Annotated in this window: 24 protein-coding genes; 18 read left to right on the plus strand and 6 right to left on the minus strand. The window is 70.3% G+C overall.

Annotation, left to right across the window (positions count from 1 at the left end):
- Window positions 1-152: 152 nt before the first annotated feature.
- The 3 genes from hda to TX83_RS17620 are packed head-to-tail and all read right to left on the minus strand — an operon-like array spanning window position 153 to window position 3,136.
- Complete coding sequence (hda, locus tag TX83_RS17610) at window positions 153-878, minus strand: DnaA regulatory inactivator Hda (RefSeq protein ID WP_064749280.1); 726 nt, start codon at window positions 876-878, stop codon at window positions 153-155.
- Window positions 875-2,044, minus strand: coding sequence for an AI-2E family transporter (locus tag TX83_RS17615; protein WP_064749281.1), 1,170 nt, complete (start codon window positions 2,042-2,044; stop codon window positions 875-877). Before TX83_RS17615 ends, hda begins: the two co-directional genes overlap by 4 nt.
- 3 nt (window positions 2,045-2,047) lie before the next feature.
- On the minus strand, window positions 2,048-3,136 hold the full coding sequence (locus TX83_RS17620) for a DUF2066 domain-containing protein (protein WP_064749282.1): 1,089 nt from the start codon (window positions 3,134-3,136) through the stop codon (window positions 2,048-2,050).
- Window positions 3,137-3,448: 312 nt separating this feature from the next.
- On the opposite strand from TX83_RS17620, the gene purM reads away from it, so the two are divergent.
- Entirely contained in the window at window positions 3,449-4,513 is a 1,065-nt protein-coding gene (purM, locus tag TX83_RS17625) for a phosphoribosylformylglycinamidine cyclo-ligase (RefSeq protein WP_261370174.1), read from the plus strand.
- A 156-nt stretch (window positions 4,514-4,669) separates the two neighbouring features.
- Complete coding sequence (locus TX83_RS17630; RefSeq protein WP_064749283.1) at window positions 4,670-5,281, plus strand: DUF2238 domain-containing protein; 612 nt, start codon at window positions 4,670-4,672, stop codon at window positions 5,279-5,281.
- Window positions 5,282-6,067: 786 nt separating this feature from the next.
- Here the strand turns inward: TX83_RS17630 and TX83_RS17635 are convergent.
- The gene (locus TX83_RS17635) at window positions 6,068-8,218 is read right to left on the minus strand and encodes a tetratricopeptide repeat protein (protein WP_186442638.1); all 2,151 of its coding nucleotides are present in this window, start codon (window positions 8,216-8,218) and stop codon (window positions 6,068-6,070) included.
- Window positions 8,219-8,437: 219 nt separating this feature from the next.
- Here TX83_RS17635 and purN point away from each other — a divergent pair, with 219 nt between their 5' ends.
- The 3 genes from purN (at window position 8,438) to TX83_RS17650 (ending at window position 10,605) form a co-directional block, all read left to right on the plus strand.
- Window positions 8,438-9,121, plus strand: a complete 684-nt coding sequence (gene purN / locus TX83_RS17640; protein ID WP_064749285.1) for a phosphoribosylglycinamide formyltransferase — start codon at window positions 8,438-8,440, stop codon at window positions 9,119-9,121.
- Between the two features lie 84 nt (window positions 9,122-9,205).
- A complete protein-coding gene (locus TX83_RS17645) occupies window positions 9,206-9,922 on the plus strand; it encodes a DUF3108 domain-containing protein (protein ID WP_064749286.1) in 717 nt (238 codons plus the stop codon).
- The gene (locus TX83_RS17650; RefSeq protein WP_064749287.1) at window positions 9,919-10,605 is read left to right on the plus strand and encodes a DUF3108 domain-containing protein; all 687 of its coding nucleotides are present in this window, start codon (window positions 9,919-9,921) and stop codon (window positions 10,603-10,605) included. The genes TX83_RS17645 and TX83_RS17650 overlap by 4 nt, the downstream gene beginning before the upstream one ends.
- A 298-nt stretch (window positions 10,606-10,903) precedes the next feature.
- Here TX83_RS17650 and murA read toward each other — a convergent pair whose 3' ends face one another.
- Together murA and TX83_RS17660 are read right to left on the minus strand one after the other, a co-directional pair.
- Window positions 10,904-12,157 (minus strand): UDP-N-acetylglucosamine 1-carboxyvinyltransferase, encoded by a 1,254-nt coding sequence (gene murA / locus TX83_RS17655; RefSeq protein WP_064749288.1) that lies wholly within the window; start codon window positions 12,155-12,157, stop codon window positions 10,904-10,906.
- A 152-nt stretch (window positions 12,158-12,309) separates the two neighbouring features.
- Window positions 12,310-12,543 carry a BolA family protein gene (locus TX83_RS17660; protein WP_064749289.1) on the minus strand — a complete coding sequence of 78 codons (234 nt, stop codon included), beginning with the start codon at window positions 12,541-12,543 and terminating at the stop codon, window positions 12,310-12,312.
- Window positions 12,544-12,768: 225 nt separating this feature from the next.
- On the opposite strand from TX83_RS17660, the gene TX83_RS17665 reads away from it, so the two are divergent.
- From TX83_RS17665 to TX83_RS17725, 13 genes are all read left to right on the plus strand, one after another.
- Window positions 12,769-13,797: a KpsF/GutQ family sugar-phosphate isomerase gene (locus tag TX83_RS17665; protein WP_064749290.1), complete on the plus strand. Its 1,029-nt coding sequence runs from the start codon at window positions 12,769-12,771 to the stop codon at window positions 13,795-13,797.
- Between the two features lie 102 nt (window positions 13,798-13,899).
- Window positions 13,900-14,448, plus strand: a complete 549-nt coding sequence (locus TX83_RS17670) for a KdsC family phosphatase (RefSeq protein ID WP_064749291.1) — start codon at window positions 13,900-13,902, stop codon at window positions 14,446-14,448.
- 11 nt (window positions 14,449-14,459) lie between these two features.
- Window positions 14,460-15,008 (plus strand): LPS export ABC transporter periplasmic protein LptC, encoded by a 549-nt coding sequence (lptC, locus tag TX83_RS17675; protein ID WP_186442639.1) that lies wholly within the window; start codon window positions 14,460-14,462, stop codon window positions 15,006-15,008.
- Window positions 14,989-15,516 (plus strand): lipopolysaccharide transport periplasmic protein LptA, encoded by a 528-nt coding sequence (gene lptA, locus TX83_RS17680; RefSeq protein WP_064749293.1) that lies wholly within the window; start codon window positions 14,989-14,991, stop codon window positions 15,514-15,516. Before lptC ends, lptA begins: the two co-directional genes overlap by 20 nt.
- Window positions 15,516-16,235 (plus strand): LPS export ABC transporter ATP-binding protein, encoded by a 720-nt coding sequence (gene lptB / locus TX83_RS17685; protein WP_064749294.1) that lies wholly within the window; start codon window positions 15,516-15,518, stop codon window positions 16,233-16,235. Before lptA ends, lptB begins: the two co-directional genes overlap by 1 nt.
- 76 nt (window positions 16,236-16,311) lie before the next feature.
- Window positions 16,312-17,730 (plus strand): RNA polymerase factor sigma-54, encoded by a 1,419-nt coding sequence (locus TX83_RS17690; protein WP_064749295.1) that lies wholly within the window; start codon window positions 16,312-16,314, stop codon window positions 17,728-17,730.
- Between the two features lie 235 nt (window positions 17,731-17,965).
- Window positions 17,966-18,292: a ribosome hibernation-promoting factor, HPF/YfiA family gene (gene hpf, locus TX83_RS17695; RefSeq protein ID WP_064749297.1), complete on the plus strand. Its 327-nt coding sequence runs from the start codon at window positions 17,966-17,968 to the stop codon at window positions 18,290-18,292.
- Between the two features lie 55 nt (window positions 18,293-18,347).
- A complete protein-coding gene (locus tag TX83_RS17700) occupies window positions 18,348-18,812 on the plus strand; it encodes a PTS sugar transporter subunit IIA (protein ID WP_064749299.1) in 465 nt (154 codons plus the stop codon).
- A gap of 94 nt (window positions 18,813-18,906) precedes the next feature.
- Window positions 18,907-19,857, plus strand: a complete 951-nt coding sequence (hprK, locus tag TX83_RS17705) for an HPr(Ser) kinase/phosphatase (protein WP_064749300.1) — start codon at window positions 18,907-18,909, stop codon at window positions 19,855-19,857.
- A 47-nt stretch (window positions 19,858-19,904) separates the two neighbouring features.
- Window positions 19,905-20,771 carry an RNase adapter RapZ gene (gene rapZ, locus TX83_RS17710; protein ID WP_075575232.1) on the plus strand — a complete coding sequence of 289 codons (867 nt, stop codon included), beginning with the start codon at window positions 19,905-19,907 and terminating at the stop codon, window positions 20,769-20,771.
- A gap of 162 nt (window positions 20,772-20,933) precedes the next feature.
- Window positions 20,934-21,293: an EF-hand domain-containing protein gene (locus TX83_RS17715; RefSeq protein WP_064749302.1), complete on the plus strand. Its 360-nt coding sequence runs from the start codon at window positions 20,934-20,936 to the stop codon at window positions 21,291-21,293.
- Window positions 21,294-21,416: 123 nt separating this feature from the next.
- Window positions 21,417-21,755 (plus strand): hypothetical protein, encoded by a 339-nt coding sequence (locus TX83_RS17720; protein WP_064749304.1) that lies wholly within the window; start codon window positions 21,417-21,419, stop codon window positions 21,753-21,755.
- A 173-nt stretch (window positions 21,756-21,928) separates the two neighbouring features.
- Window positions 21,929-22,211 (plus strand): PTS sugar transporter subunit IIA (locus tag TX83_RS17725; protein ID WP_064749306.1); only part of this gene is annotated, 283 nt, incomplete at its 3' end.

A 22,211-nucleotide genomic window follows, 5' to 3' on the forward strand; every position in this document is an offset into this window, starting at 1 on the left:
GCGGTATTGCCTTGGGGCGCCGCGCTTACAGGCGCGGGTCCATGGCTTCGATCGATGACATCGGCGTTGGGCTCTCTGCGCGTCCAGCGGTCGCGGCTTGCGCCGCTCCTACTCCCGGGAAGCGGCACTACGCGGGCACCGACGGCGCAGAATCAATCCGCGCCCAGAGTCTGGCGCAGGAACGGCACGGTGATGCGACGCTGCGCGGCCAGCGAGGCGCGGTCGAGCTTGTCCAACGTCTGGGTCAGCCCGCCCAGGTCGCGGTCGGTGCGCTTGAGCAGCCATTCCAGCGCGGCCTCTTCCAGCGCCAACCCGCGCCGCTGCGCGCGTTGCCGCAGCACCTGCGCCCGGCCTTCGTCGTTCAGCGGCGTCAGCACCAGGCGCGTGCACTGCGACAGTCGCGAACGCAGGTCCGGCAGGGTCAGGGCCAGTTCGTCGGGGTTCTCGCGCGCGGCGTAGATCAGCGCGATGCCGGCCTGACGCGCGCGGTTATGGGTGTCGAACAACGCGATCTCGTCCTCGCGCCGGCCGGCGATGGCTTCGATCCCGTCCAACGCCAGCAGGTCGTTGCCTTCCAGCGCATGCAGCGCGTCGCGCAGACGCCCGACCGCGGCCGCCAGCGGCAGATAGGCGGCGCGACGTCCGGCCGCGTCGGCCTCGGCGCAGGCGCCGAGCAGCAGATGGGTCTTGCCGACTCCGGACGGGCCGGCCAGATAGACCCAGTCGGCGCCGCTGGGATCGACGTAGCCGGCGGTCTCGTGGGTGTGCGTGGCCAGCGCGCGCAACTGCGCGATCGCTCCGTCCGGCGCATCCACATAGGTTTCCAAACGCTGATCCGGCGGATAACGCAGGGTCAGCGGCAACTGCGGAACACTCACTCGACTTCGCGCTCCGTACGACCGGCGTCGTTCGCCTTGGGCACGATCGGCGCCTGCGCCGGATCGATCAGAATGGTGGGCTGCTCGCCCGCGTACAGGCGGCTGTGGGTGTAACGCTCCTGCGCGTAACGCAGCAGCACGTTGGCGACCGCGGCCACCGGCAGCGCCAGCAGCATGCCGAGGAAGCCGAACAACTGGCCGCCGGCGAGCACGGCGAAGATCACCGCGACCGGATGCAGGCCGATGCGGTCGCCGACCAGTTTCGGAGTCAGCCAGTAGCTCTCCACCACCTGGCCGACGCCGAACACCGCCAGCACGCCGAGCACGTGCTTCCAGTCGCCGTACTGCACCAGCGCGGCGATCACGCCGAGGATGATGCCGCTGGCCGGGCCCAGGTAAGGCACGAAGGTCAGCAGGCCGGCGATGATGCCGATCAGGATGCCCAGGTCCAGGCCCACGCCCCACAGGCCCACGCCGTACATCACGCCGAGCACCAGCATGACCAGGAACTGGCCGCGCAGGAACGCGCCGAGCACCTCGTCGGACTCCTTGGCCAGGCGGCTGATCGTGGCCAGGTAATCGCGCGGGATCAGCGAGGCGACCCGGTCGACCAGCACGTCCCAGTCGCGCAGGAAGAAGAAGGTCAGCACCGGCAGCAGGGCGATGTTGGCGACCAGGCCGATCAGGGCGAAGCCCGAGCGCGACAGATAACCCAGCAGGGTCGTGGCGAAACCGCCGGCGCGCTCCCAGTTGCTGCGCACCAGTTCGATCAGGTGGTTGAGGTCCAGCCAGTCGCTGATTTCCAGCCGGGTGCGCTGCTCCAGCCACGGAATCGCGGTGGCGGTGAACCAGTCGCGGTAGCTCGGCAGCGACACGATCAGGGTGCTGATCTGGCGTTCGATCAGCGGCACCAGGATCACCAGCACCAGTACCACCAGCAGCGCCATGAAGGTGAACACCAGGGTGACCGAGGTGTTGCGCGAGCGGCCGGTGCGTTCGATCCGGTCGACCAGCGGGTCGCCGAGCCAGCCGAGCATGGCCGCGACCACGAACGGGGTCAGCACCGGCGCCAGCACCCACAGCAGCCAGCACGCGCCCACGCCCAACGCCGTCCATTGCAGGCGGCGCAGGAACAGGGCGATGTCGTCGATAGGAGCGCGGTGCATCGGTCAGCGCAGCCGGTAGACCGGCGGCTGGCCTTCGAGGCCTTCCAGCGCCTCGATCGTGCCGCCGGTATCGGCCATGCGCTTGAGGCCGGGCAAACCGGACAGCAGCTCGAGGTCGAACTCGACGCTGTCGGGCGTGGCCCGCACCGGGGTCATCTTGCGCACCACCGGCAGGCCTTGCAGATAGCCGGACAGGCGGATGTAGCCCTCGGCACTGTGCACGCCGCTGAACACCACCCGATAGGTGCCCGGCGGGCCGGCCACGCTGCGCTTGGCGTAACGCTTCATCAGCGCGTCGGCGGCGCCGTCGGCCCCGCCGGCCATGACCCGGCGCGCGTCGGCGTCGGTGGTCGACCAGCTGTTGAGGGTCTTGCCGCCGTCGACGAAGGTCCAATCGCCCTTCCAGCCGCCGGTCTTGACCCGGTAGACCTTGCCGATCAGCTGCATCGGCGGGCTGTAGCGGGACGAGGCGCGCGCCACGGCGGCGACGTCGCCGCGCCAGATCGCGCCGACGGTGGCCTGTTCGGCGGCGCTGCCGGACGGCAGGCCGAGGCGGTAGCCGCGATCGACCGCGCGGTTCAGCGCCGAGCGGGCGGCGTTGGCCTGCGCCAGGCCGACCAGGCGCGGGCCGCTGCCGTCGTCGATCGCCATCCACAACACCGGCTTGGGCCGCGGTTGCGGCCAGATCGGCAGGCCCAGGGTCGAAGCCAGCGCCTCGACCTTGGCTTGGTCGAAGCTGACGACCAGGGTGGTCTGGAAGGTCGGCGCGCCGGTGACCGGCGAGACGCCTTCGTCCTGGCGGTAGTCGTAGCCGCTGACGTAGTCCTTGGCCCGGCGCAGCTCCTGGCCGACGCCCGGCCGGCCGGCCGCGCCGCGGTCGCCGGACATCTTGCCCAGCACCTGGGCCAGGGCTCGCGCCATCGCGCCGTTGCGCTCGGCTTCGCCTTGGCCGTTGACCTGGACTTCTGCCGAGAACGCGCCTTCGGCCTGGGCGCGATCGCCCTCGACCCGCTGCGCGCCGGCCGCGAAGCTCGCCAGCAGCAGCGCTGCGATCATCCAACCTCGGATTGCCTTACCCATCGACCAGCCCATCGCTGTCCCTAATTCGTCTGTGGAGCGGGCTTCCCGCCCGCGTTGCGAGCCGCCGGCCCGGCCCGGAGACCGGCCGCCGCAGCGGATCCGGACGACGGCGTTCAAGGTCCGAAATGGTGCCGCAGGCGGGGCGGCGAGTCCATTGCGGGGCTGAATGGGTCGGAGGTGGACTACAGCGGAGCGGCGTCGGGAGACAGCGAAATGCCCGGCCGGCTTGGCTTTCGCTGTCTCATGGCAGCTATCGGCTCACGCTCGCCCCGCCCCAGCCTGCTAAAATCGCGGGCTTCCCTCCGCGACCACCCCGGGGCCGCCGTGACCGCTTCCTCCTCCGACACCTCTCCCAAGCCGCTGACCTACCGCGATGCGGGCGTCGACATCGACGCCGGCAACGAGGTCGTCGAACGCATCAAGCCGTTGGTCAAGCGCAGCTTCCGTCCCGAGGTGATGGGCGGCCTGGGCGGCTTCGGCGCCCTGTTCGACCTGTCGGGCAAGTACCGCGAGCCGGTGCTGGTGTCCGGCACCGACGGCGTCGGCACCAAGCTCAAGCTGGCCCAGCAGCTCAACCGCCACGACACCATCGGCATCGACCTGGTCGGCATGTGCGTCAACGACGTGCTGGTGCAGGGCGCCGAGCCGCTGTTCTTCCTCGACTACTTCGCCACCGGCAAGCTCGACGTCGACACCACCGTGGCCGTGGTCGGCGGCATCGCCAAGGGCTGCGAACTGGCCGGCTGCGCGCTGATCGGCGGCGAAACCGCGGAAATGCCCGACATGTACCCGCCGGGCGAGTACGACCTGGCCGGCTTCACCGTCGGCGCAGTGGAAAAGTCGCGGCTGCTCGACGGCGCGCGCGTGCGCAAGGGCGACGTGCTGATCGGCATCGCCTCCAGCGGCCCGCACTCCAACGGCTATTCGCTGATCCGCCGGATCTTCGACCGCGCCGGCCGCCCGGGCGACATCGCCGTCGGCGGCGTGCGCCTGATCGATGCGCTGATGGCGCCCACCGCGCTGTACGTGAAGCCGGTGCTGGAACTGCTGCGCGCCAACGGCGGCGAGCATTCGATCCACGCCATGGCCCACATCACCGGCGGCGGCCTGACCGAGAACATCATCCGGGTGATTCCGGACGGCCTCGGCCTGGACATCCGCACCGCCACCTGGACCCTGCCGCCGGTGTTCGACTGGCTGCAGCGCGAGGGCGCGGTGCCGCGCGAGGAGATGTGGCGCACCTTCAACTGCGGCATCGGCTTCGTGCTGGTGGTGCCGGACGAAGCGGTCGCCGCGACCGAGGCCGACCTGGCCCGCCTGGGCCTGACGCACTGGCGCATCGGCGAAGTGGTCGCCCACGCTGGCGGCGAGCGCGTGCACATCGGCTGATCGCGCGCGATTCGCGGCGAGAGAGCGGCGGGCTTCGGCCCGCCGTTTTCGTTTGCCGCGCCAACCCCGCTCGCCGGGCGCGCACGGGGCACGCAGCCCCCAAACGGAGCGCAGGGAATTAAGCTCACTCGATCCCTTCCGTCCCTGTCGGTGCGCATGAGTCTCGTCAAGAAATCGGCCCTGGCCGTGGTGCTGTTGGTATTCGCGCTGACCTGGATCGCCCCGACCAGCCCGTTCGAACAGGGCATGCACAGCGTGCTGACCGTGGTCGGCCTGTTCTGGCTGTGGCGCCACGACCGCCGTTGGCCGCTGCGCGACGGGCACTTCCTGGCGATCTGCGGCTTCATGCTCACCCACTGCATCGCCGCGCGCTGGTTGTATTCCTATGTGCCCTACGACCGCTGGATCCAATGGCTGACCGGCGGCTGGTCGCTGGACCGCGCCCTCGGCTTCCAGCGCAATCACTTCGACCGGCTGATCCATCTCCTCTACGGACTGTGCTTCGCCCCGGCGGTGCGCGAGTACTTCCGCCAGCGCTGGCCGGCGCTGAGCGCGCGCCAGGCCTTCGCGCTCGCGGTCGCCGCGGTCATGTGCACCAGCCTGATCTACGAATGGATCGAATGGGCGATCGCCCTGACCATGTCGCCGCAGGACGCCGAGTCCTACAACGGTCAGCAGGGCGACGTCTGGGATGCGCACACCGATATGTTCCTGGCCACTCTGGGCGCGCTGGCGGCCTGGCCGCGCGGCAAGCGCGGCGCACGCTAACGGCCGGCGCACTCGCCGGCGTCGCGCAGCGCCGGCGGATCGGTCGGGTCGATTCGTCCGCCGCGTGGAGATCCGCGCTCCGCGGTCCAACGGGATAGGATCGGGCCGGCCCGCGGCCGGCCGCATCCATCGACGGGCCATGGCGGCGTCGTTCCGCCATGGCCCGCCTCGCCGAATCCGGTGTCTCCCCACCGGACCGGCCACTCCCCGCAGCGTCGTTGGACACCTGACCGCAGCAGCTTCCTGCCGTCGCGGCGCGGGTGGTACGTCCCTGTACCTTCGAAGACCGCGGCCCGGCGCCCTGCCGGTGTCCGTGACGGCCCGCAGGCCGCACCGGCCGGCGCACCGACCGCGTTCTTCGTTGTCGTGTTCTTTGTTGTCGTGTCCGTTGCCGGTCGCCGACGGCCGCCGCCCCCCTCTCCCGCCGTGAGGCGGGTCCCCTGGTCGCGGCGACCGTCGACTCGCGACCGCCCCGGCCGCAGACGATCGAACCCGGCAGCGATTCGATCGTCCTGAAGTCTCGTCGGCGCCCGCCCTCCTGGCAGGTCCGTCCGGCTCCGGTCGGACCGCCCTCGCCGTGGCGTCGGCGTTGTTCGGCCCGGCACATTTCTACCCCCGCCGACCACCCCTGGCGAGGAACGAGCCGGGATCGAATCGGGACGCAGCGGGTATGTTTGGCCTGTAAGTGGTTGGCCGTGCTGGGGATTAGGGATTGGGGATTAGGGACTCGGATGAAAGCGCCTTTGCCTTGCCAATCCCGAATCCCCAATCCCTACTCCCGGCCCCTCACACCAAGGCATGCCGCCGCGTATAGGTCAGCACCGCGTCGACATGGCGCTGCAACTCGCTGCGCACCGCCTCTTCCAGCGGACACTCGGCCAGCACGTAGTAGCCCGAGCGCAGCACGTCGCGCCAGCGCGGCTGGCGCGGCAGCTTGGCCAGGCTGAGGTAACGCTCCATCGCCCGCGCCCGCAGCCGACCGTCGTCGACCGTGACCCGCCAGATCCGGCTCTTCTCGGCCAGTTCCAGCCGGCCCTGGCCGGTACTGCGCTCCCAGGCCTCGACCACCGCCAGCATCAGCTCGACCAGGGCTCGCCGGAACGAGGAACGCATTTCCTCGTCGCCAGCATCGTGTTCGACCTCGATCGGCGCCGGCGCCGGATCGGCAGCGGCCGCCTCCGCCGCCAACGGCTGCAGGCCCAGCACCACCGAGCCCTCGCCCTGCCCGGTCTCGCTGAGCCGCGCCTGCAACCGCTCGCCGTCGCGCGGGCGGAATTCGAACCGCTGCGGCGCCGAAGACTCCTCCAGTCGCGCCAGCGCCTGGGCCAGGGCCGCCGCCGCCGGCTCGTCCAACAGCTCGCCTAAGGCGCGCCCGGGCAACGCGCCATCGGCGCCGCCGGTCTGGCCGAGCAAGCGGCCGGCACTGCGGTTGGCCGCGACCACCTGGCCGCCGGCGTCGAGAATCAGCACCGCGTCCTCGCGGCTGTCCAAGGCCGCCTGCAGCCGGGTGCGGTCGACCCCGAGGTCGGCCGCGGCGCGGCGGTAGTAATCCACTTCCTCGGCCAGCCGCGCCTGCCGCGCCGCCTCGGCCAGCCGCGCGCGCTGCTGGCGGCGCAGGAAGAACACGATCAGGCCCAGCACCGCCGCCACGGCGGAGACCGCGGTCAGCCACAGCGCCAGGGTGCGCTGGCGCAGGCTGGCCGCGCGCAAACGGTTCTCGGCGGCGAGCGCGGCGATGGTGCGATCGCGTTCGGCGGTTTCGAAGCGCAGCTGCATCCATTTCATCTCGCGGTCGTAACGCGCTTCGCGCAGACGGCGCGCGGCGTTCTCCGATTCGCGCAGTGCGGCCAGGGCCTGCGGCCATTCGCCCAGCGCCTCGTGATCGGCGGCCAGTTCGGCCAGCAACGCCGGACGATCGCTGTCCTGGGCCGGCAACTGCGCCAAGGCGTCCTTGACCCGGACCAGCGCGGCGCGCGGCTCGCCGAGCAGGCGCGCGGCGCGTGCGGCCTGCAATTGCAACGGCGCCGGCGGCCGAGCGCCGGCGGCGACGGCCAGGGCCAGGCCGCGCTCGCTCCAGCGCCGCGCCTTGACCGCGTCGTCGCGGGCCAGCGCGACCCGTGCCAGTTCGGCGTGCAGGCGCAGCTGATACGTTCGCTCGCCGCCTTCGACGTAGCCGGCCAGGGCCTGCTCGAGCAGGCGTTCGGCGCCGGCGGGATCGCCCGCCTCCAGCGCCAGCGCGCCCAGGCTCTGCAGCACGTGCGCGGCCTCGATCTTGTTGCCGATCCGGCGAAACTCGCTCAGCGCCTGCTGGTAATGGCGCTCGGCGTTGCCGGTGTCGCCGAGGTCGCGGTAGATGTCGGCGATGTTGTTGAGCACCGGTCCGAGCGCCGGGTCCCGCGCATCGCGCTGTACCCGCAGGCTGGCGAGGAAGGCCTGCAGCGCGCCGCGATAATCGCCGAGCCGGCGCAACGCCGAGCCGACGTTGTTCCAGCTCTTGGCCTCCGCGGCGCGGTCCTCGTGGCGCTGCGCCAGGTGCAGCGCGCGGCGGAACCGGGTCAGCGCCTCGGCGGTGCATTCGCGGTAGTAGTCGAGCACGCCCCGGCGGCGCACCAGTTCGTAGTCGGTCGGCCAGCCGGCCGCGGCGCCGGCGACCGCCTGGGCGCAGTCCAACGCGTCCCCGGCGCCGTCGAGATCGCCGCCGCTGCGCTTGGCGTCGGCGGCCCGATACAGGGTTTGCAGATCGGATTCGCGCACGCCCTGCAGGAGGTAACGGCGCCGGCACGCCTGCGGGTCGGCGCGCACCGTCGGCGCGTCGACCGGCTTGCACGCCGGTGCGAGGTCCGTCGCCTGCGCCAGGGCCGGAGCCGGCAGCCAGCCGCCGCACATCGCGACCCAAACCGCCGCCCGACGCCACGGGCTGCCCCTGTCCTCCGCCACGCTGCGCTCCCTGTCCGCTGGCCGCAGCTTTGCCGATCCGCGGCCGCAGCGGAAGCGACCGCGGCGGGCCGGCCGCCGCCGCATGCCGTCTTCGGCGACTGCGTCACAGTCGTGCGTTCAGCTTCGCCGTCGCCGCCCAGGCCGGGCGGGCCGCAGTGCGCCGGTCGCGAGCGGGCCGGATCGCCTAAAATACGGCTCCGCTCCCGCCTCGCCGCCGCAATGACCCAGCCGCTTCCCCGGATCGCCGTCCTCGCTTCGGGCCGCGGCAGCAACCTGCAGGCGGTGCTCGACGCGATCGCCGCCGGCGCGCTGGCCGGCGAGGTGGTCGGGGTATTTTCCGACAAGCCCTCCGCGCCCGCGCTGCAGCGCGTGCCGCAGGCGCTGCGCTGGTCGGCGGCGGCCAAGACCTACTCCGATCGCGACGCCTTCGACGCCGATCTCGCCGCCGCGGTCGCCGCCGTGCGGCCGGACTGGGTGCTGTGCGCCGGCTACATGCGCATTCTCGGCGGCGCCTTCGTCGAGCGCTTCCGCGGCCGCATGATCAACATCCACCCCTCGCTGCTGCCCAAGTACCGCGGCTTGCACACCCATGCGCGCGCGCTCGCCGACGGCGAAAGCGAGCACGGCTGCAGCGTGCACTTCGTCATTCCCGAGCTCGACGCCGGCGCGGTGATCGCCCAGGCGGTGGTGCCGGTCCGCGGCGGCGACGACGCCGAGGCCCTGGCCGCGCGTGTGCTGGCGGCGGAGCATCCGCTGTTGCTGGCGGTGATGAGACTCGCGGTCGGCGGCCGCCTGGCTGAACACGGCGCAACCGTCACCCTCGACGGTCATCCGCTATTTACGCCGCTGCGTTTAGATTTCGCCGGCGATCTGACCCATCCGGCCACCGGCCTCGCGGCCTGACCCATCGCCCGGCCGCAACCTCGCGTGTCGCCCGACACGCATCCTTGCGCAGCATTCACGAGAGCCCAGGATCTCCGCGCCGTCATGAAGTCGCTACTGCCCCTGCTCACGGCCGCGCTGCTCGGCGCCGCTTCGCCCGCCGGCGCTTCCGCGCTGGAGCCGTTCGTCGCCCACTATGAAGTGTTCAACGGCGGCAAGGCGCTGGGCGACGCGACCATGCAGGTCAAGCCCGAGGGCGGCCATTGGCGCATCGATCTCGACATCCGCGCCGAGCACGGCATGATGAGCCTGGCCGGCGCGGCCGCGCAGCAGAGCACGCTGTTCGACGCCGTCGGCGACGCCTACCGGCCGCTGAGCCAGACCCTGGTGCGCAAGGTGCTGTTCTCCAAGCGTGTGATCAACGGCGTGTACGACTGGAACAAGCGCAGCGCGCAGTGGAGCGGCGACGTCAAGGACCATCGCCGCAAGCCCATCGCGCTGCAGGACGGCGACATGAGCGGCCTGCTGATCAATCTGGCGGTGGTGCGCGATGCGCAGCCCGGCAAGACGCTGAGTTACCGTTTCGTCGATTCCGGCCGCGCCCGTCCGCACCAATACGTGGTGGCGCAGGAACTGGAAGGGGTCAAGGTCGACGACATGAGTTTCAACGCGATGCGCGTCAACCGGGTGCAGAGCGGCAACGAGGAAACCTCGATCTGGGTGGTCGACGGCGTGCCCACGCCGGTGCGCATCCTGCAACGCGAGAACGGCCAGGACACCTACGATCTGCGCTTGGTCGAATACAAAGGAGCCAACGAATGACGATCCGCACCACCACGCTGCACGGCCTGCTGCTGACCGCCGCGCTGACCGCGGTCAGCGCCCCCGCGTCGGCGGCCAAGCCGTTCAGCGCCGACTACTCGGCCAGCTACATGGGCATGCAGGGCGCCGGACGCATGACCGTCGCCCCGGCCGACGGCAACCGCTGGAAGTACGATCTGTCGATCTCCAGCCCGCTGGCCGAGCTGCGCCAATCGACCACCTTCGAAGACAACGGCGGCAAGCTGCGCCCGATCAGCGGCAGCGACTCGAGCAAGGTGCTGACCAAGAAGAAGAACACCGCCGCGACCTACGACTGGTCGCGCGGCGTCGCCACCTGGACCGGCGACGTCAAGGCCGACCGCGCCGGCCCGATCAAGCTGCAGGCCGGCGACCTCGACGCCCTGCTGGTCAACCTGGCGATCGTGCGCGACGCCGCCGCCGGCAAGCCGATGAGCTACCGCATGGTCGAAGGCGGCCGGGTCAAGCAGCTGACCTATACCGTGGTCGGCAAGGAAGCGGTCAACGTCGGCGGCAAATCGCAGCAGGCGACCAAGGTGTCGAGCAAGAACGGCGACAAGGAAACCATCGCCTGGGTGGTGCCGAGCGTGCCGGTCCCGGTGCGCATCCTGCAGCGCGAGAACGGCAGCGACGCGATCGACTTGCGGGTGCAGGCGGTGCGCTGACTGCCGCGGCGCCGGCCACACGCATCAACGAAAAGCCCCGCTTCGGCGGGGCTTTGCTTTACCTGGATGCTCCGATGGCGGCCATCCGGCCAGGCTGCCGTCGCAGTCGATGTTGGCTGCCCCCTGTTTGATAAGGGGCCAGGCGGGGTTTGCTCTTGCTCCGCCACGTCGCCGCGACCACCCGCAAATCCCCGCGCCAGCCGGCTCATCGGAAAACCCGATCCGCCCACGGCCCAGCCCCCTTTTGCGAAGGGGGCGAATCATCTCGATCGCTGCTGCCAGGAAGCGGCAGCGCCCCTCACACCCGGCGGATCTTCGCTCCCAACTGCGACAGCTTGGCCTCGATGTTTTCGTAGCCGCGGTCCAGGTGGTAGATGCGGTCGATCGTGGTTTCGCCCTGCGCCACCAGGCCGGCCAGGATCAGCGAGGCCGAGGCGCGCAGATCGGTCGCCATCACCGGCGCGCCGCTGAGCTTGGGCACGCCGCGCACCACCGCGGTGTGGCCGTCGACGCGGATGTCGGCGCCCAGGCGCAGCAATTCGTTGACGTGCATGAAGCGGTTTTCGAAGATCGTCTCATTGATCACCCCGGCGCCTTCGGCGATGCAGTTGAGCGCCATGAACTGCGCCTGCATGTCGGTCGGAAACGCCGGATACGGCGCGGTGACCAGATCGACCGAGCGCGCGCGGCGGCCGCCCATGTCCAGAGTGATGCGGTCGCCGTCGACCTCGATCGTGGCGCCGGCGTCGCGCAGCTTGTCCAGCACCGCGTCCAGGGTGTCGGCGCGGCTGCCGGTGACGGTGACCCGGCCGCCGGTCATCGCCGCGGCGACCAGGAAGGTGCCGGTCTCGATCCGGTCCGGCAGCACGTCGTGGCTGCCGCCATGCAACTTCTCCACGCCGTGGACCACGATCCGGCCGCTGCCGGCGTTCTCGATCTTGGCGCCGAGCGCATTGAGACAGTCGGCCAGATCGACCACCTCCGGCTCCATCGCCGCGTTCTCGATCACGCTGGTGCCTTCGGCCAGCACCGCCGCCATCAGCACGTTCTCGGTGCCGGTGACGCTGACCACGTCGAACACGAAACGCGCGCCCTTCAGGCGGCCCTTGCGCTGCGCCTTGATGTAGCCGTTCTCGACCGTGATCTCGGCGCCCAGCGCCTGCAGGCCCTTGATGTGCTGGTCGACCGGGCGCGAGCCGATCGCGCAACCGCCCGGCAAGGAGACTTCGGCCTCGCCGTACTTGGCCAGCAACGGCCCCAGCACCAGCACCGAGGCGCGCATGGTCTTGACCAGCTCGTACGGCGCGACATGGCTGTTGACCGTGGTCGGGTCGACGGTGATGGTCGCCCCCTCGCTGCGCACGCCTGCGCCGAGCTCGCCGAGCAGTTTGGCGGTGGTCAGCACGTCGTGCAGCTGCGGCACGTTGCGGATCGTCACCGGAGCGTCGGCCAGCAGCGTCGCGCACAGGATCGGCAGGACGGCGTTCTTGGCGCCGGAAATCTGGACTTCGCCGTTGAGCGGCTGGCCGCCTTCGACCACGATTTTTTGCATTTGAGGGCCGGGATTGGGGATTGGGGATTGGTTGGAGCAGGATGCCGCTAGCGGGTGAGGTCAGGATGAAGTGCGGGGATTGGGGATTCGGGATTGGCCAAGGGCCAAGCCAAATGCGGCGATACCGCTCGACTAATCGCCAATCCCGAATCTCAAATCCCGGCCTCTTCCGGCGTCAACGTCTTCAGCGCCAAGGCATGGATCTCGCCGCCCATGCGTTCGCCCAGGGTCGCGTAAACCAGGCGGTGGCGGGCCAACGGCAGCTTGCCGCGGAAGGCCTCGGCGATCACGGTGGCTTCGAAGTGGACCCCGTCGTCGCCGCGCACCTGCGCTTGCGCGCCGGGCAGGCCTTGTTCGATCAGGGTGCGGATGATGTCGGCGTTCACGGCAGGAACCTCTGGTGGTGGGGGACGGCCGGGCGGGCCGCAGCGATGCGGCGCCGCCGGTGACGCATCGCTGCGCGACCGGGCCGGCTGAATGCGGGGTGGCCGCCGCCCGGCGGCCGCGGCCGTGGGGGCCGGCGCTAGGCGGGCGAACCGCTTAGAATTGACGGATTAGCCTAGCGGAAAGCCCTGCGATCCGGAATGGCGACCACAGAAACGGCCTTTCCCATGACCCCCACCGCCCGCCCCGCGCCCGACCTCCGCCCGCATCCGTCCGCCGGCGTCTCCGACGCCAGCCTGGCCGCCAGCGGCCGGCGCGTGTTCGAGATCGAGGGTCGGGCGCTGGACGCGGTGGCCGAGCGCATCGACGGCGATTTCGCCGCCGCCTGCCAGCTGATCCTGGCCGCGCAGGGCCGGGTGGTCTGCACCGGCATGGGCAAATCCGGCCACATCGCGCGCAAGATCGCCGCGACCCTGGCTTCGACCGGCACCCCGGCCTTCTATGTCCACCCGGGCGAAGCCGGCCACGGCGACCTGGGCATGATCACCGACGCCGACGTGGTCCTGGCCTTGTCCTACTCGGGCGAAAGCGACGAAGTGCTGATGCTGCTGCCGGTGCTCAAGCGCCAGGGCAATCGCCTGATCGCCATGACCGGCCGCCCGCAGTCCACCCTGGCGCGCGAGTCCGACGTGCATCTGGACGTCAGCGTGCCGGTGGAAGCCTGTCCGCTGGATCTGGCGCCGACCTCCAGCACCACCGCCTCGCTGGCGATGGGCGACGCGATCGCGGTCGCCCTGCTCGACGCACGCGGCTTCACCGCCGACGATTTCGCCCGCTCGCACCCGGCCGGCGCGCTCGGGCGGCGCCTGCTGCTGCACATCACCGACATCATGCACGCCGGCGAAGACGTGCCGCGGGTGTCGGCCGACGCCAGCGTCAGCGAGGCCCTGGTCGAGATGAGCCACAAGCGGCTGGGCATGACCGCGGTGGTCGATGCCGACGACCGCCTGATCGGCCTGTACACCGACGGCGACCTGCGCCGCACTCTCGACGACGCCGGCGTCGATCTGCGCTCGACCCGGATCGCCGAAGTCATGACCCGTTCGCCCAAGACCATCGGCGCCGACGCGCTCGCAGTCGAAGCCGCCCAGCTGATGGAAACCCACAAAATCAGCGGTCTGCTGGTCGTCGACACTGAACGCCGCGTGGTCGGCGCGCTGAATATTCACGACTTGTTGCGCGCTCGGGTGGTTTAACGAGCCGGGATTGGGGATTCGAGATTCGGGATTCGCACTAGCGCATCCTCGCTCGGTCCGCCTTTCCAGACTGCCAATCCCAAATCCCGAATCCCCATTCCCGTGCCCTACAGCCACCTCAACGACTACCCCGCCGAAATCCGCGAACGCGCGGCGCGCGTACGCCTGGCTTGCTTCGACGTCGACGGCACGCTGACCGACGGGCGGCTGATCTACGACAGCGAAGGCCGCGAGTCGAAGTGCTTCCACGTGCAGGACGGCCAGGGCCTAGCGCTGTTGCGCCGGTTCGGCCTCGCGGTGCATTTCGTCACCGCGCGCGGCGGCGCGATCGCCGCCCAGCGCGCGGCCGAACTGGGCGCGAGCGCGCACGGCGATGTGGCCGACAAGCTGGCCTGCGTGCGCGAGATCGCCGCCGGCCTGGGCCTGACGCTGGACCAGGTCGCCTTCATGGGCGACGACCTCGCCGACCTGCGCGTGCTGCCGCACGTGGGCCTGTCGGTGGCGCCGGCCAACGCCCACCCCTGGGTGCGCGAGCGCGTGCACTGGCGCACCGTCGCCCGCGGCGGCGAAGGCGCGGCGCGCGAGCTGTGCGATCTGTTGCTGGGCGCGCAAGGCCATGCCGAACAGGCGCTGGCGGGGGCGCTGGGATGAGCTGGCGCGGGATGCTGATCCTGATCCTCATGGCGGCGGCCGCGCTCAGCGGCTGGGCGCTGTGGTCGCAGCGCGACAAGCCGCGCAGCGCCGGCGGCGACGCGCGCCCGGACTACGTGCTCAACGATTTCGAAGTGGTCGTGCTCGACAAACAGGGCAAGGAATCCTTCACCGTGCGCGCGCCCAAGCTGGAACGCGACCCGAATCAGAAGACCATGGACATCGCCACTCCGCTGTTCCTGGTGCCGGCGCGCGCCGGCGGCAACGGCGGGCCGTGGGAGGTGCGTTCGCAGCGCGGCTGGGTCAGCGCCGAGGGCGACGAAGTGCGCCTGCGCGGCCAGGTCAAGGCCGACAGCACCAACGCCGACGGCAAGCCGATGAACATCGCCACCGAGGAGCTGAACGTGTTCCCCGACACCAACAAGGCCACCTCGGCCGTTCCGGTCAGGTTGGTTCAGCCCGGCACTATAATCACCGGCTCGGGACTGCAAGCCGATCTCGAAACCAAGAACGTCATCATCCCCAACGTCAAGGTCCGCTATGAAGCGAAAGCCCGCTAACTGGCCGGCGCTGTGCCTGGTCGCCCTCCTGCTGGCGCCGGCGGCCGCGCTCGCCCGCTCGTCGGACCGCAACCAACCCATGGATGCCGGCGCCGACAGCAGCAATTGTTCGATCAGCAACGATTCCGGCCCTTGCGTGCTCACCGGCGACGTCAAGATCACCCAAGGCACGCTGATCATCAATGCCGCGAAGGCCGACATCAAGCGCGCCGGCGGCGAACCCAGCTTCGTCACCCTGACCGGCTCGCAGGCGACCCTGAAGCAGGAGCTCGACGACGGCTCGCCGTTCAACGGCCGCGCCAACAAGATCGAGTACGACATACCCAAGGACACCATCGTCCTGACCGGCAACGCCTACGTCGACAAGAACGGCGACACCATCAAGAGCGAGCGCATCGTCTACAACTCCAAGACCGGCCAGGTCGAGAGCGGCGGCACCGGCGGCCGCGTCAACATGCGCCTGCAGCCCAAGAAAAAGACCGCCGAACCGGCCAAGGGAGGCGGCTGATGCTGGTCGCTCAGGGCCTGCGCAAGGCCTACCGCTCGCGCGAGGTCGTGCGCGACTTCGGCCTGACCCTGGACGCCGGCGAAGTGGTCGGCCTGCTCGGCCCCAACGGAGCCGGCAAGACCACCTGCTTCTACATGATCGTCGGCCTGGTCCCGGCCGACGCCGGCCAGATCGTGCTCGACGGCAAGGACATCACCGCCGAGCCGATGTACGCCCGCGCCAAATACGGCGTCGGCTACCTGCCGCAGGAACCCTCGGTGTTCCGCAAGCTCAGCGTGGCCGACAACCTGCGCCTGGTGCTGGAACTGCGCGAGGACCTGGACAAGGCCGGGATCGAGCGCGAACTGGCCAGCCTGATGGACGAGCTGCAGGTCACCCACGTCGCCGACCAGCTCGGCGCCAGCCTGTCCGGCGGCGAACGCCGCCGGGTCGAGATCGCCCGCGCGCTGGCCGCGCGGCCGCGCCTGATGCTGCTGGACGAACCCTTCGCCGGCGTCGACCCGATCTCGGTCGGGGAAATCCAGCGAATCGTGCGCCACCTCAAGAATCGCGGCATCGGGGTCCTGATCACCGACCATAACGTGCGTGAAACCTTGGGCATTTGCGACCGGGCGTATATCCTGAACGACGGCGGCGTGCTCGCGCAGGGGGCTCCGGACGCGCTGCTGGCCAACCCGGATGTACGCCGTGTCTATCTGGGCGAGACGTTCCGTCTGTAACCTAGCGGTTGCCGGGCGCGAAACGACGCCCGAGGCGTGCGAACCGGCCTGACGCCAATCGCACCAGCCCAAGATCATGAAGCCCCGCCTCCAAGCCGCACTCGGACAACAGCTGGTAATGACGCCGCAACTGCGGCAGGCGATCCGCCTGTTGCAATTGTCGGCCATGGAGCTGGAAGCCGAGCTGGCGACGGCGGTGGAGAGCAATCCCCTGCTCGATTGGACCGAACCTTCCGCCGGCGGCGAAGACGAGCCGCGTCCGGCCGCCGGCGCCGAAGACGGCGGCGAAGCGCCGACGCCCGAGCCGGAATGGACCATGGACGACGGCGAGACCTGGTATGAACGGGTCGGCCCAGCCGACAGCGACGACGAAACCCCGGCCGCCGAGCAGGTCGCCAACGCCGAGACCCTGCAGGACCACCTGCTGTGGCAGCTGCACCTGAGTCCGCTGTCGCCGCGCGACCGCAGCATCGGCGTGGCCCTGATCGAGGCCATCGACGACGACGGCTACCTGCGCGAGCCGATGGACTCCCTCGTCGCCTCGCTCGCGGCGGAGCTGAATCCGCCTCCGGGCGAGGACGAAGTGGTCACTGTGTTGCATCAGGTGCAGCGCTTCGATCCGGTCGGCACCGGCGCGCGCTCCCTGGCCGAATGCCTGAACCTGCAACTCAGCACATTGTCCGACGACACCCCGGGCAAGGCCCTGGCCCAGCAGATCGCCCATGGTCCGCTGGAGCGCCTGCCGCGCATCGGCCCGGCCGGCATCGCCGCCGAACTCAAGCTCGACGTCGCCGACGTCGAAGTGGCCGTGCAGTTGCTGCGCTCGCTGGACCCGCGGCCGGGTTCGCAGATGGGCGCGATCTCCAGCGATACCTACGTCACTCCGGACGTGGTGATCTGGCGCCAGAACGGCCTGTGGCGGGTCGCCCTGGCCGAATCGATGCGGCCGCGGATCAGCATCCACCGCGGCTACGAGAGCATGATCCGCCACGCCAGCGCGTCCGACGCCAGCTACCTGCGCGGCCATCTGCAGGAAGCGCGCTGGCTGCTCAAGAGCCTGGAAGCGCGCGGCGACACCTTGCTCAAGGTGGCCCGCTGCCTGCTCAAGCAACAGGCCGGCTTCCTCGAATTCGGCGACAGCGCGCTGCGCCCGCTGACCCTGCGCGAGGTCGCCAACGAAGTCGGACTGCACGAATCCACGGTCTCGCGCGCGATCGCGCGCAAGTACGCGCGCACCCCGCGCGGGACCCTGCCGCTGCGCGCGTTCTTCGCTTCCGGCATCGACACCGGCGCCGGCGGCGAAGCCTCCAGCACCGCAATCCAGGCCATGATCCGGCGCCTGATCGAGGCCGAGAATCCGCGCAAACCCTTGTCCGACGCGCGCCTGGCCGAAACCCTCAAAGCCACCGGCGTACCGGTGGCCCGGCGCACCGTGGCCAAGTACCGCGAGGCGATGAGCATCCCGTCCTCGCAGGACCGGGTCCGGATCGGCTAGACCGGCCGGGCCGCCACACCCGGCAAACCCGCCGCGTTCGAAAAAACCCTTGCGAATCAATCGCCCGGCCCCGGCTACGACCAAGGTGCTAGGCCGGCCCCTTGCACCTGCGGCTCAGAGTGAGATGCTGGACACCCTGGCTCCGGCCAGGGCGTGAGCCAGGCTCCGGAGCGACCGCTCCGCGATCCGATCCTGAGCCTGTCTGCATTCATCCGCGACGTGAAGGAGGTCCCCGATGCGCATCGAAACCTACGGCCAGCAGATCGAAGTCACCAACGCTCTGCGCGATTACGTGGAAAGCAAGCTGGCCCGTCTGCAACGCCATTACGACCAACCCTTCGACGTGCGTACCCAGCTCAGTCTGGACAAGCCCGACCACCGGGCCGAGGCCACCGTTTCGCTCGCCGGCCGCACCCTGCATTGCGATGCCGCCGCGATCGACATGTACGCCGCGATCGATCTGCTCGCCGACAAGCTCGACCGCCTGCTGATGAAGCACAAGAGCAAGCTGGTCGATCACCATCGCGGCGAAAGCCTGGCCCGCAACGGCGAACTCGCCTGAGCCCGTAACCGCTTCGCCACAGGCAACGCTTACCGCGTCACCCATCCACGCCGTCATGCCGCTTTACGATTTGCTGAGCGCGCAGCGGGTCGCGATCCTCGACCGGACCGGCGATCGCGATGCCGTGCTCGACCGGGCCGCGTACCTGCTCGCCGACGGCCACGCCTCCGCCGCGCTCGCCCTGCGCACCAGCCTGGGCGAGCGCGAGCGGCTCGCCAGCACCGCGATCGGCCACGGCGTGGCCATTCCGCACGCACGCACCGCCCTGGTCGAGACCAGCCGCGCCGCGTTCCTGCGCCTGGACGCACCGGTCGATTTCGCCGCCGCCGACGGGCAGCCGGTCGACCTGGTGCTGGCGATGGCCATTCCCGAGCATCACGTCCAACAGCATCTGCTATTGCTGGCCGAGCTCGCCGAGCGCTTCGCCGACGCCGGTTTTCGCGAACGCCTGCGCCGCGCGGCCGGGCAAGCGGAGCTGGCCGGCTGCCTGCTCGATTACTGCCGGCGCAGCGCGGCCTGAGCCTCCCGCGCACGGCTGCGGCATCGGTCGCGCCGCGTCCGTGACCGCGGTCGGGCTGCGACACGGCCGCGCTTTGCTCGTACACTGCCGCCCCATGAGCAAGAGCATCCGCGCAGGCGATCTGTTCGAACAACAGCGCGACCGACTCGGCCTGCGCTGGATCGCCGGCCAGCGCGGCGACGTGCGCGTGGTCGAAGCGGTCAACACGGTGGCCCGGCGGCCTTCGCTGGCCGGGTATCTCAACGCGATCTACCCGAACAAGGTGCAGATCCTCGGCACCGAGGAACTGACCTGGCTCGACGGCCTGGACTCGCGGCTGCGCTGGGAAACCATCGAGAAGATCATCCAGTTCCGCCCGCTGGCGCTGGTGATCAGCAAGGACCAGCCCTGCCCCGAAGACCTGCGCCTGGCCGCGGAGGAAAGCGACACCCCGCTGTGGGTCTCGCCGCGGCGCGGCCACGAGCTGCTCAACCATCTGCAATACCACCTGGCCCGCGCGCTGGCGCCGCAGATCACCCTGCACGGGGTGTTCATGGAGATCTATTCGATCGGCGTGCTGATCACCGGCGAATCCGGCTCGGGCAAGAGCGAGCTGGCGCTGGAGCTGGTCACCCGCGGCCATCGCCTGGTCGCCGACGACGCCCCGGAATTCACCCAGATCGCGCCGGACGTGCTCGACGGCACCTGCCCGGACATGCTGCAGGACCTGCTGGAAGTGCGCGGCCTGGGGGTGCTCAACATCCGCCAGATGTTCGGCGACACCGCGGTCAAGAACAACAAGTACCTGCGCCTGATCGTGCACCTGACCCGGCCGATGAGCGAGCCGCAGCCGTCCGGCATCGAACGCCTGACCGGCGACACCGGCATCCGCCGCGTGCTCGACCTGGACGTGCCGATGATCACCCTGCCGGTCATGCCCGGCCGCAACCTCGCCGTGCTCACCGAAGCGGCGACGCGCTTGCACAGCCTGCGCATGAAGGGCCTGGACCCGGCCGCGGCGTTCATCGCCCGGCACAGCAATTTCCTGGAGCGTGGCGAATCGTGAGTCCCGAGGTCGAATCCAACCCCGCCGCGGACGCGCCGGAACCGAGTCTGTTCACCCTGGTCATCGTCAGCGGCATGTCCGGCTCGGGCAAGTCGGTGGCGCTGCATACGCTCGAAGACTTGGGCTTCTACTGCGTCGACAACCTGCCTGCCGAGTTGCTGCCGCAGTTCGTGCAGAACGTGATCCGCGCCGAAGACGACATGCCGACCAAGCTCGCGGTCAGCATCGACGTGCGCAACCGCCACAGCGACCTGGCCAACATCCCCGAATGGCTGTCGGCGGTGGGCGCGCTCGGCGCCGACCCGCGCCTGGTGTTCTTCGAATCCGGCGACGCGGTCCTGCTCAAACGCTATGCCGACACCCGCCGGCGCCATCCGCTGAGCCAGTTCGGCCTGGCCTTGGCCGACGCAATCTCGCTCGAACGCCAGGTGCTCAAGCCGCTGCGCCAGATCGCCGACACGGTGATCGATACCAGCGAGTTCAACATCCACCAGCTGCGCCGCCACGTCATCACCGAGTTCGGCCTCGGCAGCGACGCGGGCATGTCGCTGCTGTTCGAATCCTTCGCCTACCGGCGCGGCGTGCCGGCCGATGCCGACTTCGTATTCGACGCGCGCGGCCTGCCCAATCCGCACTGGAATCCGGCGCTGCGGCCGCTGTCCGGCCGCGACGGCGGAGTGCGCGAGTACTTGGAGGCGCAGGAGGACGTGAACCTCTACGTTTCCCAGATCAGCCAGTTCCTCGACACCTGGCTGCCGCGACTGCAGGCCGACAGCACCCGCAGCTACGCCACCGTCGCCTTCGGCTGCACCGGCGGCCGCCATCGCTCGGTGTACCTGGCCGAACGCATGGCCGAGCACGCGCGCCTGCGCGGCTGGAACGAAGTGGCCGTGCACCATCGCGAACTCGACTGAGCCGCGTCGGCCTGAACGCGCTCTGAGCCGATACCGGAACGGCGTCATGCGCTCACGAAATTTTCGCGCCTTTGTGGCGCGACGCTTGCACCCGCGCACGTAGCGTCGAATCGCGCCGGTGCCCTCGCGCCGGCGCGTCCGTCCCGCTACGGAGCCGCGAGCATGAACGCCCTTCTTCCGATCCGCCGCTGCGCGCCGCTGTTGCTCGGCCTGAGCGCACTGGCCCTGGCCCCGGCCGTCGTCGCCCAGGAACGCACGCCGCCGGCCCACGAAATGCAACGCACCGAGCCGCCGGTCAACGACCAGCGCGGCGACGCGCGTCGGCCGCCGCCGGTCGACACCGCCGTGCCGCCGGCTTTCGCCGAGGTCGACAGCAACGGCGACGGCGCGATCAGCCGTGATGAAGCGGCGCTGGATGCGCGCTTGGCGGCGAACTTCTCCAGCCACGATCTCGACGGCGACGGCCGCCTGTCGATCGCCGAATTCCAGGCCGGCCACGGCCAACGCAGCGGCGACAAGTAAGCCGCGCCCGACGCGCGGCGTTCGCCGCGCCGGGACACATGCGGTCGAAGCTACTTCGGCCGCGACCGCCGCCCCGGCCTCCATCGCCAACCCGCGAACTCGTCCGCGAACAAGGAGCCTGCCATGATCCCCGTCCCCCGTCGTCCGACCCCATACCGCCTGGCCGTCGCACTCGGCGCCCTGCTGGGCGCCGCCGCGCTCAGCGCCTGCCAGCGTCCGGAACCGACACCGCCGGCCGAGCCGGCGGCGACCGCACCGGCGTCCACCGAGCCGGCCGCACCGCCGGCCGCCCCGAATGCAGCGACCGGCGACGCCACCGCGCCCGCGCAGTTGCCGCCGCCGGCCGAAACCCCGCCCAGCGACGCACCGCCCGGCGACACGCCGCCGGCCGTGCCGACCCCGACCGATCCGAGCACCCCGCCGCCTCCGGCGGAAGACAAATCCGCGCCGCCTCAGACCTGAGCGCGACGCGTCGGGGCAGGCCGCGATCGCCTCCCCGACGATGCCGCGACCGGCTCCGTGCCGGCCGCGGCACAGGCCCCGGCCGTGGGATTGGCCGCGGTTCGGCGCAGCTCGCCGCCGCTCGCCGCATTTGGCGCTTCCGGCCTGTCACCCCGCTCTGCTAAGTTGACGCCATGTCCGTAGGCGTCCTTCTCATCACTCACACCGGTATCGGCAGCGCGCTCGTCGCGGTGGCCAACCGTTTGCTCAATCCCCTGCCGCTGCGCACCGAGGCCTTCGAAGTGCCGTTCGACGCCGATCTGGACGCGCTGCTGCCGCAGGCCAGCGCGGCCCTGCGCCGGGTCGACGACGGCGATGGCGTGCTGGTGCTGACCGACTTGTACGGCGCTTCGCCGAGCAACCTGGCTGCGCGCGTGGCCCACCTCGGCACGCCGGTGCGGCGGGTCTCGGCCTTGA

Origin of the sequence: Lysobacter antibioticus HS124 (assembly GCF_000336385.2) — a bacterium.
Classification (GTDB): Bacteria; Pseudomonadota; Gammaproteobacteria; order Xanthomonadales; family Xanthomonadaceae; genus Lysobacter; species Lysobacter firmicutimachus.

Excerpts from the sequence above, each read along its gene's own strand:
- TX83_RS17690 (WP_064749295.1), top strand. The coding sequence starts at position 16,312 with ATGAAGCCCCGCCTCCAAGCCGCACTCGGACAACAGCTGGTAATGACG.
- TX83_RS17650 (WP_064749287.1), top strand. The coding sequence starts at position 9,919 with ATGACGATCCGCACCACCACGCTGCACGGCCTGCTGCTGACCGCCGCG.
- hprK (WP_064749300.1), top strand. The coding sequence starts at position 18,907 with ATGAGCAAGAGCATCCGCGCAGGCGATCTGTTCGAACAACAGCGCGAC.
- lptB (WP_064749294.1), top strand. The coding sequence starts at position 15,516 with ATGCTGGTCGCTCAGGGCCTGCGCAAGGCCTACCGCTCGCGCGAGGTC.
- murA (WP_064749288.1), bottom strand. The coding sequence starts at position 12,157 with ATGCAAAAAATCGTGGTCGAAGGCGGCCAGCCGCTCAACGGCGAAGTC.
- TX83_RS17615 (WP_064749281.1), bottom strand. The coding sequence starts at position 2,044 with ATGCACCGCGCTCCTATCGACGACATCGCCCTGTTCCTGCGCCGCCTG.
- hpf (WP_064749297.1), top strand. The coding sequence starts at position 17,966 with ATGCGCATCGAAACCTACGGCCAGCAGATCGAAGTCACCAACGCTCTG.
- lptC (WP_186442639.1), top strand. The coding sequence starts at position 14,460 with ATGCTGATCCTGATCCTCATGGCGGCGGCCGCGCTCAGCGGCTGGGCG.
- TX83_RS17645 (WP_064749286.1), top strand. The coding sequence starts at position 9,206 with ATGAAGTCGCTACTGCCCCTGCTCACGGCCGCGCTGCTCGGCGCCGCT.
- TX83_RS17700 (WP_064749299.1), top strand. The coding sequence starts at position 18,348 with ATGCCGCTTTACGATTTGCTGAGCGCGCAGCGGGTCGCGATCCTCGAC.
- TX83_RS17720 (WP_064749304.1), top strand. The coding sequence starts at position 21,417 with ATGATCCCCGTCCCCCGTCGTCCGACCCCATACCGCCTGGCCGTCGCA.
- lptA (WP_064749293.1), top strand. The coding sequence starts at position 14,989 with ATGAAGCGAAAGCCCGCTAACTGGCCGGCGCTGTGCCTGGTCGCCCTC.
- purN (WP_064749285.1), top strand. The coding sequence starts at position 8,438 with ATGACCCAGCCGCTTCCCCGGATCGCCGTCCTCGCTTCGGGCCGCGGC.
- TX83_RS17665 (WP_064749290.1), top strand. The coding sequence starts at position 12,769 with ATGACCCCCACCGCCCGCCCCGCGCCCGACCTCCGCCCGCATCCGTCC.
- TX83_RS17620 (WP_064749282.1), bottom strand. The coding sequence starts at position 3,136 with ATGGGCTGGTCGATGGGTAAGGCAATCCGAGGTTGGATGATCGCAGCG.
- TX83_RS17715 (WP_064749302.1), top strand. The coding sequence starts at position 20,934 with ATGAACGCCCTTCTTCCGATCCGCCGCTGCGCGCCGCTGTTGCTCGGC.
- TX83_RS17630 (WP_064749283.1), top strand. The coding sequence starts at position 4,670 with ATGAGTCTCGTCAAGAAATCGGCCCTGGCCGTGGTGCTGTTGGTATTC.